Here is a 15,575-nt window from a genome sequence, read left to right on the forward strand (position 1 = left end):
TGTGTAAGTTAGTCCCTTAATGATCAGTCCTCTCGCGCAGTTCCAGCGCCGCAAGGAACCATCCGCACCACCGGCCGAAGTCCCCTCTTCGGCCCGCCCGACGACCGCATCGGCCCTGTGCCGCCGCTGGGCCGACCCCGCGGCCGTGGCCCTCGCGACCCTCCTGGTCGCCTGGCGCGCGAGCGCGCTCGGCCAGTGGATCGTCGACGACGCCGCCATCACCTTCGCCTACGCCCGCAGCATCGACGAGGGCCTCGGTCCCGTGCAGCAACCGGGCGCCGACCCCGTCGAGGGGTACTCCAACCCCGCCTGGCTCGCCCTGCTCCTGATCGGCCGCAGGCTCGGCCTCTTCGACCACGGCGCGCTAGCCGGCGTCAGCGACCTGGTGCTCTACCCCAAGGCCCTCGCGCTGCTCTGCACGGCGGGCGTCCTGGCCTGCGTGGCGGCGGCGGCGCGTGCCGTCCTGCCGGGGCGGGCCTGGGCGGTCACGCTCCTGACCGGCGGCCTGCTCGCCGGGAACCTGTCGTACGTGGCGTGGTCCTTCTCGGGCCTGGAGAACCCGCTGTACGCGCTGACCGCCGCCGCGACCGGAGCGCTGCTCGTCCGGGCGGCCGTGCGCGGCACCCTGCTGCGGCCCGCCGTCGCCGCGGCGGCGGGAGCCCTCGCGCTGCTGGCCGCGCTGACCCGGCCGGACGGCGCGGTGCTCGCGGCGGCCCACCCGCTGACCGTGCTGCTGCTCCTGCGCCGGGGCGACCTCGCGCACGCGCTGCGGGCGGTGGTGCTGGGCTGCGGCACGTTCGCGCTGCCCTACACGGTCTTCCTGCTGTGGCGGTACGCGACCTTCGGGCTCTGGGTCCCGAACACCGCGGTGGCCAAGGCCCAGCAGCCCCCGCAGATCGGCCAACTGGCCACCGCCGGCGAGCTGCTGACGTACGGAGGATGGGCGCTCGCCCTGATCGGCGCGGCCTGCGTCGGCACCGCGCTCACCCGCCACGGGCCCGCCCGCAGGGCCTTGGTGGCGCTGCTCGTGCCGCTGGCCCTGACGCTCTTCGCGTACGGCGTGCTCGGCCGGGACTGGATGGCGCTCTACCGCTTCGCGACCCCGGTGTGGGTGCTCGCCGCCACCGCGTTCGCCCTGGCCGCCGCCGTCGTCTGGCGCGCCGAACGCCCGCGCGCGCGGGCCCTCGTCGGCTGCGCCGTCGCGGGCGCGCTGCTCCTGTCGGTCACCGGACAGGCCGCGCAGGACCGCAGGTTCGTCCAGCGCCCGACCCTGTCCATGTGCTTCGTCGCCGAGCGCTACGGCCACACCTTCAACGCGTACGCCCGCTACCTCGGCCTGCGCGACGCCACCGTCGCCCTGCCCGACCTGGGCGGCACGCTGCTCACCTCGCGGCTGCGCGTGGTGGACGTCGCGGGCCTGACCGACCGCCGCGTCGCCGACGCCTACGCGGCCGGCGACCCCGCCGCCCTGCGCGCCTACGTCCTGCACGAGGTGCGCCCCGAACTGCTCCACGTGCACGCCGCCTGGACCGCCAAGTCGGGCCTGACCCCGCCCCGCCTGGCCGCCGCGGGGTACGTCCCCCTCTACCGCGAGGGCAACGGCGGCGACTTCGTCCGCGCCGACGCCGTACGCGACCCGGCCCGGATCACCGCACTGCGCGAGCGCGTGAAGCCCACCCTGGACCACATGGTCGCCGAGATGCGCCCGGCGGGCTGTGGTCCGGCGCTGCGCGCGGGAGAGGGGTCCCCGGCATGACGACGGCCCTCCCCCGGCAGACCAGGCCCCTCCCCGGACCGGACGCCACCGCCGACCCCGCGTCCCGGGTCGACTCCCTCACCGGGATGCGTTTCCTCGCCGCCTTCGCGGTGTTCGTGCACCACTTCACCGGCGTCAGCTCCCACGGCGGCGTCGCCCACGCGCCGCTGCTCTTCCCGTACTCGATCATCGGCGCGACCGGCGTCGACTTCTTCTTCGTGCTCTCGGGATTCCTGCTCACCTGGGGGCACCGCCCCGGCACCCGCGCCCGCCTCTTCTACTGGCGCCGCTTCGGCCGCATCTGGCCCGCCCACCTGGTCGCGACCATCCCCTGCGTCTGGGTCTTCTACCTCTGGGGCGGTGTGCCGACGGACGCCGTCAGCTTCGTCGCCTCGCTGTTCCTCGTGCAGACGTGGTTCCCCGGCGTCACCCCGATGTTCCCCGGCAACGGCGTCGCCTGGACCCTCAGCGTCGAGGTCTTCTTCTACCTCCTCTTCCCGTACGCCGTCCGCGGCGCCCTGCGGATGCGCGCCCGCACCCTGGTCCTGCTCGCCGTCGGCGGCCTCGTCGCGATGTGGGCGCTCAACTGGTGGACGGCCACCCACCTTTCCCCCTTCTCCAGCGAATGGGTCATGCGGCACCCGCTGACCCGGCTTCCGGAGTTCGGCGTGGGCATGGCCTGCGCCCTGGCCCTGCGCCGCGGCCACCGCCTCCCCCTCCACCCGCCGGTGCTGTTCGCCTGCTTCGTCGCGTACGTGGTCGTCCACAGCAACCGCCTGGCCCTGTTCGGGCCGTACGCGGCCGGTCAACTCACCTGGGCGCTCAGGTCGGTCGCTGCCCTCTTCGCCGTCCTGTTCATCGCCGCCTACGTCCAGCGCGAGCTCGCCGGACACCGCGGCTGGCTCTGCTCGCGCCCGATGGTGCTGCTCGGGCTCTGGTCGTACGCCTTCTATCTGCTGCACCAGACCCTCAACCGGCTGATCATCGACACCTGGGGCCGCCCGCAGCCGTCCGACTACGCGGTCTTCACGCTCCTGGGCGTGGCGGTCGTGGTGACCGCGCTGTCCTGGGCGCTGTTCACGTACGTCGAGGAACCGGCGAGGAAGTGGTGCGCCCGGCACACCCCGCGCGGGTGGGGCGCCAAGAGCGCGGCGGCGAAGACGCCTGGACGACGTGACCCTTTGTGCCGATAAACGTTGAACGCGAGCAACGCGCAGAAGAACCCCTTTGGAGGAGAGCGTGCACCAGTCCGCGTACGAACAGATGGAACTCTGTGTGGAGCAGTACATGCCCCCGGGCAAGCGTCACCGGGTGGTCGATCTCGGTGCCCGGGTCTCCGACGGGCAGACCCGCACCCACAAGGCCCTGCTCGAAGGGCGTGACACGGAATACGTGGGCGTCGACGTCCTGGACGGCCGCAACGTCGACGCGGTGATGACGAAGCCGTACCGCATCCCCGTGAAGTCCCGCAGCGCCGACTTCGTCATCTCCGGGCAGGCCTTCGAGCACATCCCCTTCTTCTGGGCGACGATGCTGGACATCGCGCGCGTCCTGAAGCCGGAGGGCATCGCCTTCGTGACGGCGCCCTCGCGCGGCCACGTGCACGACGCGCAGGACTGCTGGCGCTACTACCCCGACGGGTTCCGCGCGCTGGCCGCGTACACCAGGCTCGAACTGCGCGAGGCCTACACGGACTTCCCGCCCATTAAGGGCATCCGTCACGCCTACGGCAAGATCGACGCCAAGCACGCCTACTGGGGCGACTCCGTCGGCGTGTTCCAGCGGCCCAAGAGTTACCCGAGCCTCACCATGGCGTTCGTGCGCGGCACCACCAAGTGGTGGGCGAACAAGGTCGGCGGGGTCGACGGCGTCCCGCTGCCCGAGCCCATCGAGGGCCGCGGCCTGTGCGGCAGGCCGAAGGTGGTGGCCCCGCGCTCGGTGGACGAGGAGCCCGTGGCGACGCCAAGTGACGCCAAATGAACTTATGTTGACGATGCGTGACATTGCGGACGAGTTGCGCGTACTGTCCGCTTCCATGGCATGGCGACGCGCTGTGAATGGCGCCCTGAAGCAACTGACCGGATACCAGCTGACGCGCAAACCCGTGCCGGCCCAGCGCGCGGCGGCGGTCCCCGCACCGAAGCCCGCCCCACCGGCACCGAAGGCGAAGCCCAAGCCGAAGCCCAAGGCCCTGAGCCTCCCCGCCGACTACGACGACGAGGCGAAGGAGATCATCCGTGCGGTGAAGCCGTTCACGATGACCTCTCCCGAACGGCTGAACGCCTTCATCCTGGCGACCCGGCACGTCGTCCGGCACGGCATCCCCGGCGACATCGTCGAGTGCGGTGTGTGGCGCGGCGGTTCGATGCAGGCCTGCGCCAAGGCCCTGCTCGCGGCCGGTGACACCGAGCGCGACCTGTACCTCTTCGACACCTACGAGGGCATGACCCCGCCCACCGAGGAGGACCTGCGCCTGGACGGGAAGTCCGCCGAGGAGCTGCTCAAGGTGCAGGGCAAGGACCGGCCGATCTGGGCGGTCGCCTCCCTCGACGACGTCAAGTCGGGCTTCGAGAAGGTGCCCTACCCCAAGGAGCGCGTGCACTACGTCCGGGGCAAGGTCGAGGACACCGTCCCCAAGCAGGCGCCCGAGCAGATCTCCGTCCTGCGCCTGGACACCGACTGGTACGCCTCGACCAAGCACGAACTGGAGCACCTGTACGGGCGGTTGGTCAGCGGCGGCGTCCTGCTCATCGACGACTACGGCTACTGGCAGGGCTCCCGCCAGGCCGTCGACGAGTTCATGGACAAGACCGGCGAGCGGCTGCTGCTCCTGCGCATGGACGAGGGCCGGATCGCGGTCAAGCCCTGACCGGCGCAGCACCTGAGCGGGCCCTGCGCCCGGCGGCCCGGAGCCGCCGGGTTCCGGGCCCGTCGGCGTGATCACTCGAATGGCTCCGTGCGGGTGACCCGGACGGGCGGTCGTTGTTAACCGGGTGACCCCCAGCAGGACGCGCAGCCGTGCCCGTCAGTTCTCCGGAAGGAATGTGCGCAGCGCATGACACCCCGACTCGCCATCGTCGTACCCATCTACAACGTCGAGGAGTTTCTCGGCCCTTGCCTCCGGTCACTGGCCGAGCAGACCATGCCGGACCTCGAAGTCGTCATGGTCAACGACGGCTCCACCGACGGGAGTCCGCGCATCGCCCGCGAGTTCGCCGCCGATGACGCCAGATTCCGGCTGGTCGAGCAGGAGAACGCGGGGCTCGGGGCGGCCCGCAACGCGGGGGTGCGCGAGGCGCGGGGGACCTACCTGGCGTTCGTCGACAGCGACGACGTCGTCCCACGGGACGCCTACGAGCGGATGCTGGCCGCTCTGGAGAAGTCCGGCTCCGACTTCGTCACCGGCAACGTCCACCGGCTGCGCTCGGGCGGCAGGAGCGAGCAGTCGCCGATGTTCCGCAAGGCGATGGAGTCGGACCGCAGCGGCACGCACGTCACCCGCGACTGGGAGCTGCTCGGCGATCGCATCACCTGCAACAAGGTCTTCCGCAGGGACTTCTGGGACCGGCACGGCCTCGCCTTCCCCGAGGGCGTGCTGTTCGAGGACATCTCCGTCACGATCCCCGCCCACTTCCTGGCCGAGTCCGTCGACGTACTGAAGCAGCCCATCTACCTCTGGCGCGACAGGGACGGCTCCATCAGCAAGCGCCGTGCCAACCCCCGTGCCATCCGCGACCGCACCGCCGCCGTCCTCGCGGCGAGCGGCTTCCTCGCGGGGAAGGCCGTGGAGAGGGCGGGCACGCCGCGGGCGGAGGTCTTCGCCGACGCCAAGCGGCGCTACGACACGACGGTGCTCGCCGGGGACCTGTGGATGTTCATGGAGGCCCTGCCGCAGGGCGACGCCGCGTACCACGACGCCTTCATGGAGCAGGCCAACGCCTTCCTCGACACCGTCGCCCCCGCGGTCGTCGCCGCGCTGCCGCTCGCCCTGCGCGTGCGCTGGCAGCTCATCCGCCAGCGCCGGGTCACCGACCTGCTCGCCTTCATGACGTACGAGAAGTCCCACCCCGAGGCCTTCCGGGTGCGCGGCCTGCGCCGGCGCCGGGCCGACTTCCCCGGCATCGGCGGACTGCCGCGCGAGACCGTCGCCCTCAAACGCTCCGACCTGCCGCTCAGCGCACAGCTCACCCACATCGCCTGGGACGAGCGGGGCAGGCTCCGGCTCAAGGGCTACGCCTACATCCCCAACCTGCCCGCCGGGCGGATCGGGGCGCGCGCCAGGGTGGCCTGGCTGCGGGCCGGACGGCGGCGCGTGCTGCCGCTGAAGCTGCGCACCGTGCGCGCGCGCGAGGCGACGTACCGCTCCAAGCAGGGCCTGCACAGCTACGACCGGTCGGGGTTCGAGACGGTCGTCGACCCACGCAGGACCGTCACCAAGCGGCGCAGCACCACCTGGAAGATCGAGATGGGCGTGGTCAGCGGGCTCCTGCCGCGCACCGGGCCGGTCAGGACGGGCAGCGCCCCGCGGCTTCCCGTGCGGTATCTGGAGGAGTTCCTGCGGGTGGCCGTCACCCTCAGCAAGGGGCGGCTGCGGCTGCGCACGGAGCGGGTGGCGGCGCGGCTCGTGGCGCACGAGGGGTGCGGCGGCGTCATCCGGCTGCACGGCAGGATCGCGCCGGGGGAGTCGCAGGCCGTCGACGCCCTGCGGATCGAGAACTGGCACACCAAGGAGACGCACTTCGCCCCGGCCCTGGTGAACGGTCGCGACTTCAGCGCGGACGTGCCCCTCGGCCTCTTCCACGCCGGTGAGAACGAGCGCACCGGCGCGCCCCGCAAGGCCGATCCGTGGGGTGTCTCGCTGGTCCGCGAGGGCGGCGCCCGCACACCGCTCGCCGCCTGCCCCGACGTGTCTCCGGGGCGGTACGGACTGCTGCCGGGACGCGAACTCCTCGTCCTCGCCAACCCGTCGGGGAACCTGGAGCTGCGCGACCAGACCGTGCGGCCGCTCGTCGACAGCGTGACCTGGGAGGACGAGCTGCGCATCGAGGGCAGCCACCCCGACGCCGCGGCCCGCCCCGCAGAGCTGGTCCTCGTGCACGGCGGCCACGGCGAGGAGACCGCGGCACCGGTGCGGGTCGAGGGCGGGCGGTTCGCCGCGGCACTGCGCCCCGAAGCCCTGCCGGGACCCGGAGGCATCCTGCCGCTCTCCGAAGGCCGCTGGAACCTCTTCCTGCGCGCCCCCGGCGAGACGGACCCCGACCAGTACACCCCGGTGTGCGTGGCGCCCGGCAAGGGCCGTGAACTCCCCCTCCTGCGCACCAGGTCGGGCCGTGACATCAGCCTGAAGCGGCACGCCCACGACGGCCTCCACCTGCGCTCCGGCTCCGCGCTGCCCATGGCCGACCGGGGCGCGCCGCGCCAGCGCCGACTGCGCGAGGTGTACGCGGCCCGGCGCGGGGAGCCGCTGCGCGACGCCGTCCTGTACTGCAGCTTCGACGGCAGGCAGTACTCGGACTCGCCGCGCGCCGTGCACGAGGAACTGGTCTCCAGAGGCGCCGAGTTGGAGCACCTGTGGGTGGTGCGCGACCAGCAGGTGAACCTGCCGGGGAGCGCCGCGCCCGTCACCCTGTGGAGCGCCGAGTGGTACGAGGCGCTCGCCCGCTGCCGCTACATCGTCACCAACACCCAGCTGCCCGCGTGGTTCGAGCGCGCCCACGGCCAGTACGTCGTACAGACCTGGCACGGCACCCCGCTCAAGCGCATCGGCCGTGACCTCGCGGGCCACGCGTCGGGAGACCGCGCCTACATGGCGACGCTGCCCGGCCGCGCCGACCAGTGGAGCCTGCTCGTCTCCCCCAACCGCTTCTCCACGCCCGTCCTGCGCGGCGCCTTCGGCTACACCGGCGAGGTCCTGGAACGCGGCTACCCGCGCAACGACCTGCTGCACGCCGCCGACCGCGCGAAGGTCGCCGCCTCTGTGCGCGAACGGCTCGGCATCCCCGAGGGCAAGCGCGTCGTCCTGTACGCCCCCACCTGGCGCGAGAACCAGCCCAAGCAGTCCGGCCGCTACGCCCTCGACCTCCCCCTCGACCTCGAAGCCGCCGCCCGCGCCCTCGGCGACGACCAGGTGCTCCTGGTCCGCAGGCACTACCTCGTCGGCGGCACCGTCCCCGGCTCGGACTCCGTGCGCGACGTCTCGCGCCATCCGGACGTCGGCGAACTGCTCCTGATCAGCGACGTCCTGGTGACGGACTACTCGTCCCTGATGTTCGACTTCGCGCAGACCGGGCGCCCGATGCTCTTCCACACCCACGACCTCGACCACTACCGCGACACCCTGCGCGGCTTCTACTTCGACTTCGAGGCCAAGGCGCCGGGCCCGCTCCTCGCCACCGGCGACGAGGTGATCGCCGCCCTGCGCGACCCGGGGGTCGCGACCGCCGCGTACGCCGACGCGTACGACAGATTCCGCGAGGCCTTCTGCGATCTGGACGACGGACACGCGGCCGCCGGTGTCGTGGACGCCATGCTCGAAGGAGGCCGCGCATGAGCAAGCCGGAACTGCACGACGTCAGCTGCGTCGCGGTCGCCCGCTCGGACGTCGACGCGCTCGAACAGTCGGTGCGCTCCGTGCTCGACCAGACGATGGGCAACGTCGAGGCGGTCGTCGTCGACCCCGGGACGGACGGCCCCGCGCGTGACGCGGCGCGGGCGCTCGCCGCCGACCAGCCGCACCGGGTGCGCCTGGTCCGTGCGCGCGGCGCGCTCTCCGTGGCGGCAGCGCGGAACCTCGGCCTCGACGCGGCACGCGGGCGGTACGTCGTCGTGCTCGGCGAGGGCGAACTCCTGGAGCGGCACGCCTGCCGGAACCTCTTCGACGCGGCGCGCTCCACCGGGGCCGATCTGGTGGCGGGCCGCTGGACGCGGCTGACGGGCAGCGGCAAGAAGGAGCGCGGCCCCGGCTGGCAGGCCCCACTGCACGCGCGGACAAGGGGCGTCGAGAACCTCGCCGACGCGCCCGAACTCGTCGCCAGGGACTCCCTGACCGCCGGGTTCTGCGTCCGCCGGGAGTTCATCGACGCGGCGCGTCTGCGGTACGCCGAGGACCTCGACCACAGCGAGGTCCTCTTCGGCGTCGAGGCCGCCCTCGGGGCCCGCGGCATCACCCTCGTGCCGAACCTGATCACCACCCACCGCGCGGCACCCGACCTGGCCCGCGAGATCCTCGCGCTCGCCGTCGCCAACGGCCGCGTCGCCGGTCTCCTCGTGAGCCTGGGCCGCCTGGACCTGGCCGACCGGCGCGAGCGAGCCTTCCTCACCGACCACGTGCTGCCCTGCGCCCGTACGTTCCCGCAGCTCACCGCCGAGGAACGGCGCCGGGCCACGGCCGACCTCGCCCCGCACCTCGAAGGCCGCGCGGACGCGCGCGCCCTGGACGCCCTCGACCCCGTGGAGCGGGTGTGCGTGCGCCTGCTCGCGGAGGGCGACGCGGAGGGCGTGCTCGCGGCCGCGTACGCCCTCGCCCGGCCGGGGACGGTCGTCTCGGAGCTGACGGAGCGGGACGGCAAGGTCTACTGGCGCGCGGACGGCCTGGAGGACCCGCGCGTACGGGACCTGCTCGATGTCACCGAACTGGGCCATCAGTACCAGCAGTTGAGCGACGTGCGCCTGCTGAACCGTCTGACCGGGTGTGTGGTCGACGGCGGCAAGGCAGTCCTCGAAGGGCGTCTCGCGCTGCCCGGCGGTCTGGTTCCGCACCGGCCGCCGCTCACCGCCCGGCTCGACGTGCGGCCGCCCGGCACGGGACGGCGCGGCTTTCGCGTACCCGTGGACGAGGTGCACTACGACGGGCACGCGGTCGTATGGCGGGCCACCGTCGGCCTCACCGCCGGGCTGCGGGACCTCGGCGTCCGCGACCGCACCTGGGAGGCGCGGCTGCATCTCGGCGCGGGCGACCAGGAGTTGACCAGCGACCTCGTCGCCGAGCCGGAGACCGTGCGGCACGCCCCGGGCATCGACGTCACCGGCGCCAACAAGGTGTCGCTGCGCCTGGCCCCCCGCCACCGCGCGACCGGCACCCTGCGGGCGGCCCTGCACTACGCCACCCACTTCCGCCCCGCACGCAAGCTGCGGCTTCGGCTGCGCGCCCTGCGCAAGCGGTGGGACAGGCTCAACGGCAAGGTGGTCAAGCAGCGCGTCTACCGGCGGGCGCTGCGCCGGCTGCCCGTCCGCAAGGGCTCGGTGGTCTTCGAGAGCCACATGGGCAGGTGCTACGGCGACAGCCCGCGCGCGGTCCACCAGGAGATCCTCGCCCGGGGCCTTCGGCTGCACTGCACCTGGGCGTACGCCGACTCGACCGACGGGTTCCCCGACACGGCCGCCCTGGTGCGCCGCTGGTCCTGGCGCTATCTGTGGGCGCTGGGCCGCGCCGAGTTCTGGATCGACAACCAGGGCTTCCCGCACGGCCTGACCAAGCCGCGCCGCACCACGTACCTCCAGACCTGGCACGGTTCCGCGTACAAGCGCATGGGCTTCGACGAGGCCCGCGTGAAGACGCAGAACGCCCCGCAGCGCGAGTGGCTCCAGCGGGCCGTCGAACGCTTCGACCACTTCCTGGTCCGCTCCGAGCACGACGTGCACACCCTGGCCCGCGCCTACGGCATTGCGGAGGAGAGACTGCTGCGCTGCGGCTACCCGCGCAACGACCGCCTGATCGCCGCGCGCGCCGTGGACGAGGCGTCGGGCCGCTTCCCGCGCCCCGCCGCGGCCGCCGCCCTCGGCATCCCCGACCACAAGACGGTGGTGCTCTACGCGCCGACGTTCCGCGGCCTGCCCAAGAACAACAAGGCGGTGCGGCTGCCCCTGGACGTACGCACGTTCGCGGACCGCTTCGGGGACACCCATGTCCTCCTCGTACGCGCCCACTACATGGAGGCGGCGAGCCTCCCGGTGTGCCCGCCGGGCACGGTCGTCGACGTCTCGGCCCACCACGACGTGAGCGAACTGCTCTGCCTCGCCGACGTCCTGGTGACGGACTACTCGTCGATCATGTTCGACTTCGCGCTCCTGGACCGGCCGCTGGTGCACTTCGCCCCCGACCTCGACGCGTACCTCGCCGAGCGGGGCAGCTATTTCGATCTGCGGGAGGACGCGGGCGGGCCCGTGGTCGAGACGGAGGAGGAGCTGCTGCGCGTGCTCGGCACGCTGAAGCAGACCGACGGCGCGTGGGCCGAGGCCCGGCGGGCGTTCGCCGGGCGGTTCGGCGCGTACGACCAGGGGCGGGCCACGGCCGAAGTGGTGGACACGCTCTTCGGGGAGCGGTTCGGGAACACGGAGAAGGGGAGCGGCGCATGACCACGGCTACCACGGCGATGGCCAGGACCGCGACGAGGAGCCGCGACATCTTCCTCCTCGCGAACACCGTCGACGAGCTCGGCGGCGTCACCGCCTGGACCCACCAGATGGCCCGGCTCTTTCAGGACAACGGCCACCGGGTGCACGTCATCGGCGTCCACGAGGCCGAGCTGAAGATGGGGCTGCCCGACGACGTCGGCTACCCCGTGACCAGCCTCTACCGCGAGCATCCGCCGACCCCGCGCCCGGCACGGGGCCTGGGCCGTCTCAACGTGGCGGCGCGGTGCCGCGAGAGGGCACGGCTCACCGCCAAACGGCGGGTCGTCGACCGGCTCTCGGAGATCTTCCGTGCCGCACGCCCCGGCGCGGTCGCCATCGTCACGCAGGTCTGGTCGATGGAGTGGGTCAGGGAGGCGGACACCGCGGGCCTGCGCATCATCGGCATGAGCCACGAGTCGTACGCCTACACCCGCGCCTGCCACCGCTACAAGGCGGTCAAGCGCAGCTACCCGTCCGTGGACCGCTGGCTCGCGCTCACCCAGGAGGACGCCGACGACTGGATCGCGGACGGCATGCACAACGTCGGCGCGATGCCCAACGCCCTGGCCCACCTCCCTCACGTGCCCTCGCCGCGCGCGGGAAAGGTGGTCTGCAGCATCGGCAGGCTCGCCGACCAGAAGGGCGTCGACATGCTCGTCGACACCTGGGCGCTCGTGGCCCCGCGGCGTCCGGACTGGACGCTGCGGATCTACGGCGCCGGAGCGGACGAGGCCGACCTCAAGCGGCAGTGCACGCGCCTGGGGCTCGACGGTTCGGTGGAGTGGCGTGGCCGCACCAGCGATGTGCCGGGGGTGCTCGCCGAGAGCTCCCTCTTCGTGCAGTCGTCGCGCGGCGAGGGCTTTCCGCTGGCCCTGATGGAGGCCATGGCCAGTGCGGTGCCGTGCGCGGCCTTCGACTGCGCGCCGGGCGTCCGCGAACTCGTGCGCCACGGCGAGGACGGCCTGCTCGCCCCCGCCGGCGACATCGAGGCCCTCGCCGACCGGCTCCTGCGCCTCACCGGCAATCCGAGGCTCCGGGACGCGATGGGGGAGCGGGCCCGCAGGAACGTGCAGCGGTTCTCCGAGGCGCGGGTCCTGGCGCGCTGGGAAGAGTTGTTCGAGCTGCTGGAGAGGTAGCGCGGTTCCCCGCGCCCCTCGGGGGCGCGGGGGAGCCACCAGGCGGACTGCCGTCAGGAGCGGCCAGAGCGCGCGAGCAGGGACGACAGCAGGCCCCTGGCCCTGCTTCCGGCACCGGCGGTCGCCGCGAGGGGTTGAGGACCCGGCGTCCGAGGAGCCGCCTCGCCCGCGTGCCGGGACACCGGCTGCTCCGGGGACTTCGCCTTCTTGCCGCTGATCCGGATCATCGGGAAGCCCGCGACCTCCTCGGCCCCGTGCCACATGTCGTCGCGCTCCTTCAGGAACGCGGCGAGATCGGCGTGGATCGCGTCGTAACCGCCCCACGTCCCGTAGAACTTGGTGGCCGTGATGCACAGCGGCTTGAGCCCCGTGCTCGCCACCGCGCCCCAGGTCGCCGCGGCCACGCCCGGACAGTGCTCGGCCCGGAAGTCGTCGAGCACGACGATCCCGTCCTGCCCGAGAACCTCCCGGGCGGCGGCGATGTCCGCGTGGACGTGCTCGTACAGATGCGAGGCGTCGATGTGCACGAAGCGGCAGCTGTCCGCCTCCACGTGCGCGGTGATCCCGCAGGACGGCTCCTGGACGATCCGCGGCAGACCGTCGTGGAAGGAGCGGTAGTTGGCCTCGAAGGCGCGGCGCGTCAGCGTGGCGTACGAGCGGCCCATCTCGGCGGAGTTGGCTTCGTCAGGGGCGGGCGAGTCGAAGAGGTCGCAGACCGTGAAGGCCTCATCGGCACGCAGATACGCCCCCATGAAGATGGCGCTCTTGCCCAGATACGCGCCGAGTTCGAGCAGGTCACCGCGTTGGTTCCGCTCCAACTGGCGGCTCAGGACCCAGTCGAAGAGGACCTGGTCGACCGGATGGAACCACCCCTTCACGTCGGAGAGTCGGCCCGGCTGAGGCAGCTGACCGGTGTCCTGACCGGTCGCGGTGGCGTTCGCGGACGGGGTGGCGGAAGCGTTCTGCATATCTGGTCCCGGGGATGAGGAGGACGGTGCGGCGCACGCGGAGTGCCGTCAGGAGCACGGTGCGGCTAGAAGCTCGGGGTGGGCCGGGAGACGTCCGCGCGCGGCAGCGGCTCGTCGGCCACCCCCGCGGCCGGCGCCGGGTGCCGGTCCGCCAGTGGCGTCACAGACGGTAGACCTCCGGCCTCGCCGAGCACCACATGCCTCACAACTCGTTCAGCGGCCCGCCCGTCGTCGTACACGCAGAAGCGGTCTCGGAACGCGGCCCGCAGCTGGGCCGAGCGCGAGCCGCGCCAGTGGCCGGTGGCGAAGATGTCGGTGAGCTCGTCCTCGCTGCGCGCGACCGCGCCCGGCGGGAACTCGCGCACGTCGAAGTAGGTGCCGCGGGCCGCCTCGTACGCCTCCCAGTCGGTGGCGTGCAGGACGACGGGGCGGTCGAGGTTGGCGTAGTCGAACATCAGCGACGAGAAGTCGGTGACCAGGGCGTCCGACGCCAGGCAGAGGGACTCGACGCTCGGATGGTCGGAGACGTCGATCAGGCGGCCAGACGAGGGCGCCAGAGGTGCCCCGTACGAGTGGTGGGCGCGGGTCAGGACGACGAATCGGGGGCCGAGGTTGTGCAGCAGCCGCTCCAGGTCGAGGGAGCGCAGCTGCGTGTGGCGGTAGTCGCGGTGGGTGGGCGCGTAGAGGATGGCGACCGCGCCCTGGGGGATGCCGAGGCTCTCGCGCAGGCGGGCCACGTCCGCCGAGCCGGCCCGCTGGTAGATGTCGTTGCGCGGATAGCCGTACTCGAGGGTCTTGAAGGAGGCGGGGAAGACGCGCTCCCACACCAGCGTCGAGTGCCGGTTCGCCGAGAGGACGTAGTCCCATTTGTCGGCGTTGCGCAGGAGGGCGGCGAAGTCCATGCCCCGGGCGGCGGCCGGGCGGTCCTGGAGGTCGAGGCCCATCAGCTTCAGGGGGGTGCCGTGCTGGGTCTGGATCATGATCTGGCCGGGGCGCTTGACGAGCCTGCGGTCGAAGTTCACGTTGTTCACGAGGTACTTGGAGCGCGCGAGGGCGCTCCAGTAGGCGGCCGTGCCGGTGCGCAGCCTGCGGGTCGCCGTCGGCAGGGTGTGGTGGTGGACGGGGTCGGCGATCCACGCGGTGCGGATGTGCGGGGCGTGCTCGCGCAGCGCGGCCTCCAGGGCGCCGGGGTTGCAGCCGTAGCCGCGCCCCCAGTACGAGGAGAAGACCGCGCGGTCGGCGCGCAGCGGCAGGCGCAGCTGGATGCGGTAGTGCACCTGCAGCAGGGCGCCCTTGGTCCGGCGCCGTGCCCGCGTCACGTACAGCCTGGCCCTCGACCTGAGGCGCAGCACCGTCCACACGGTCCGGTAGGTGCGGTGCGTGCCCAGGCGCACCAGGCCGTGCCGCAGCCGGGTGCGGGTGCGCGGGCGGGCGCCGGGGACGCGGTAGCGGCGGTAGTGGGTGCGGGCCTTGCGCAGGAACGCGGGGCGGCTGCCGCGCGGGAGGCGGTCGCGCTTGGTGAAGACCGTCGAGAGGTGGTCGACCATCCGCCGGAAGAGCAGCGACCGCCAGGCCGCCGAGAGCTCCGGGTGCTCGTCGAGGAACGTGAAGACCCGCTCGTACTGGTCGAAGATGTCGAAGTGCCTGCGGGTCGTGGTGCGCAGGATGCTGCCCCGGCGGCGTTGCAGGTAGTGCACGCAGACCCGGTCGAGGGTGGCGATCGTGTCCGCCGTCATCAGGACCGGGTAGGTCCAGGGCGTGTCCTCGTAGAGGCCGGGCGGGAAGGTGAAGTCCTCGCGCTCGATGAAGTCGCGGCGGTAGGCCTTGTTCCAGGCGACCATCAGGAGCCGCAGCAGGCCTGGACGGTCCGTCAGCCGGAAGGGGACGTTGCCGTCCTGGCGCAGGAGGCTCGCGAACTGGTTGCGCACGGCCTCGCCCGACCAGAACACGCGCGCGTAGTCGTAGATCAGGACGTCCGGCTCGTCCGTCTCCTTGATGCGGTCGGAGATCGCGTGCAGGGAGTCCGGGGTGAGGGTGTCGTCGCCGTCGAGGAAGATCAGGTAGTCGCCGCTCGCGTGCTCCATGCCGGCGTTGCGGGCCCGCCCCAGGCCCACGTTCTCCCTGAGGTGGATCGCTTTCACCCGGGTGTCACGGGCCGCGCACTCGTCGATCAGGGCGCCGCACGCGTCGGGTGAGCAGTCGTCTACGACGATCAGTTCGAGGTCCGTGAACGACTGGCCGAGGACCGATGCGAGGCATGCGTGCAGATAAGCCTGCACCTTGTACACGGGCACGATGACACTGAACCGGGGCAAGGCACAT

General features: G+C 72.4%; 9 protein-coding genes. 7 read left to right on the forward strand and 2 right to left on the reverse strand.

The genetic code is table 11. The features are described from left to right. Positions 1 to 19: 19 nt before the first annotated feature. The 7 genes from ACIGXX_RS42425 to ACIGXX_RS42455 all read left to right on the forward strand — a co-directional run bounded on the left by ACIGXX_RS42425 (position 20) and on the right by ACIGXX_RS42455 (position 12,285). Positions 20 to 1,756, forward strand: coding sequence for a hypothetical protein (locus ACIGXX_RS42425; RefSeq protein ID WP_399984365.1), 1,737 nt, complete (start codon positions 20 to 22; stop codon positions 1,754 to 1,756). Beyond that, on the forward strand, positions 1,753 to 2,949 hold the full coding sequence (locus ACIGXX_RS42430; RefSeq protein ID WP_366462243.1) for an acyltransferase: 1,197 nt from the start codon (positions 1,753 to 1,755) through the stop codon (positions 2,947 to 2,949). The genes ACIGXX_RS42425 and ACIGXX_RS42430 overlap by 4 nt, the downstream gene beginning before the upstream one ends. A gap of 46 nt (positions 2,950 to 2,995) precedes the next feature. Beyond that, positions 2,996 to 3,736 (forward strand): class I SAM-dependent methyltransferase, encoded by a 741-nt coding sequence (locus ACIGXX_RS42435; RefSeq protein ID WP_399984370.1) that lies wholly within the window; start codon positions 2,996 to 2,998, stop codon positions 3,734 to 3,736. Positions 3,737 to 3,791: 55 nt separating this feature from the next. Further along, a complete protein-coding gene (locus ACIGXX_RS42440) occupies positions 3,792 to 4,625 on the forward strand; it encodes a TylF/MycF/NovP-related O-methyltransferase (protein ID WP_383822280.1) in 834 nt (277 codons plus the stop codon). Positions 4,626 to 4,811: 186 nt separating this feature from the next. Beyond that, positions 4,812 to 8,306 (forward strand): CDP-glycerol glycerophosphotransferase family protein, encoded by a 3,495-nt coding sequence (locus tag ACIGXX_RS42445; protein ID WP_399984375.1) that lies wholly within the window; start codon positions 4,812 to 4,814, stop codon positions 8,304 to 8,306. Then, positions 8,303 to 11,110 (forward strand): CDP-glycerol glycerophosphotransferase family protein, encoded by a 2,808-nt coding sequence (locus tag ACIGXX_RS42450; protein ID WP_399984378.1) that lies wholly within the window; start codon positions 8,303 to 8,305, stop codon positions 11,108 to 11,110. The genes ACIGXX_RS42445 and ACIGXX_RS42450 overlap by 4 nt, the downstream gene beginning before the upstream one ends. Further along, positions 11,107 to 12,285 carry a glycosyltransferase gene (locus ACIGXX_RS42455; protein ID WP_351170951.1) on the forward strand — a complete coding sequence of 393 codons (1,179 nt, stop codon included), beginning with the start codon at positions 11,107 to 11,109 and terminating at the stop codon, positions 12,283 to 12,285. Before ACIGXX_RS42450 ends, ACIGXX_RS42455 begins: the two co-directional genes overlap by 4 nt. Before the next feature lie 53 nt (positions 12,286 to 12,338). On the opposite strand, the gene ACIGXX_RS42460 is transcribed toward ACIGXX_RS42455, so the two are convergent. Continuing rightward, positions 12,339 to 13,253, reverse strand: a complete 915-nt coding sequence (locus tag ACIGXX_RS42460) for a class I SAM-dependent methyltransferase (protein ID WP_399984382.1) — start codon at positions 13,251 to 13,253, stop codon at positions 12,339 to 12,341. A 65-nt stretch (positions 13,254 to 13,318) separates the two neighbouring features. Continuing rightward, on the reverse strand, positions 13,319 to 15,568 hold the full coding sequence (locus ACIGXX_RS42465; RefSeq protein WP_361469501.1) for a bifunctional glycosyltransferase family 2 protein/CDP-glycerol:glycerophosphate glycerophosphotransferase: 2,250 nt from the start codon (positions 15,566 to 15,568) through the stop codon (positions 13,319 to 13,321). Positions 15,569 to 15,575 lie beyond the last annotated feature (7 nt).

It is taken from the genome of Streptomyces sp. NPDC055243, from assembly GCF_044544025.1.
Lineage (GTDB): Bacteria > Actinomycetota > Actinomycetes > Streptomycetales > Streptomycetaceae > Streptomyces.

Coding starts and splice junctions, on each gene's coding strand:
- ACIGXX_RS42425 (WP_399984365.1), top strand. CDS start 20: ATGATCAGTCCTCTCGCGCAGTTCCAGCGCCGCAAGGAACCATCCGCA.
- ACIGXX_RS42430 (WP_366462243.1), top strand. CDS start 1,753: ATGACGACGGCCCTCCCCCGGCAGACCAGGCCCCTCCCCGGACCGGAC.
- ACIGXX_RS42440 (WP_383822280.1), top strand. CDS start 3,792: ATGGCATGGCGACGCGCTGTGAATGGCGCCCTGAAGCAACTGACCGGA.
- ACIGXX_RS42445 (WP_399984375.1), top strand. CDS start 4,812: ATGACACCCCGACTCGCCATCGTCGTACCCATCTACAACGTCGAGGAG.
- ACIGXX_RS42450 (WP_399984378.1), top strand. CDS start 8,303: ATGAGCAAGCCGGAACTGCACGACGTCAGCTGCGTCGCGGTCGCCCGC.
- ACIGXX_RS42455 (WP_351170951.1), top strand. CDS start 11,107: ATGACCACGGCTACCACGGCGATGGCCAGGACCGCGACGAGGAGCCGC.
- ACIGXX_RS42460 (WP_399984382.1), bottom strand. CDS start 13,253: ATGCAGAACGCTTCCGCCACCCCGTCCGCGAACGCCACCGCGACCGGT.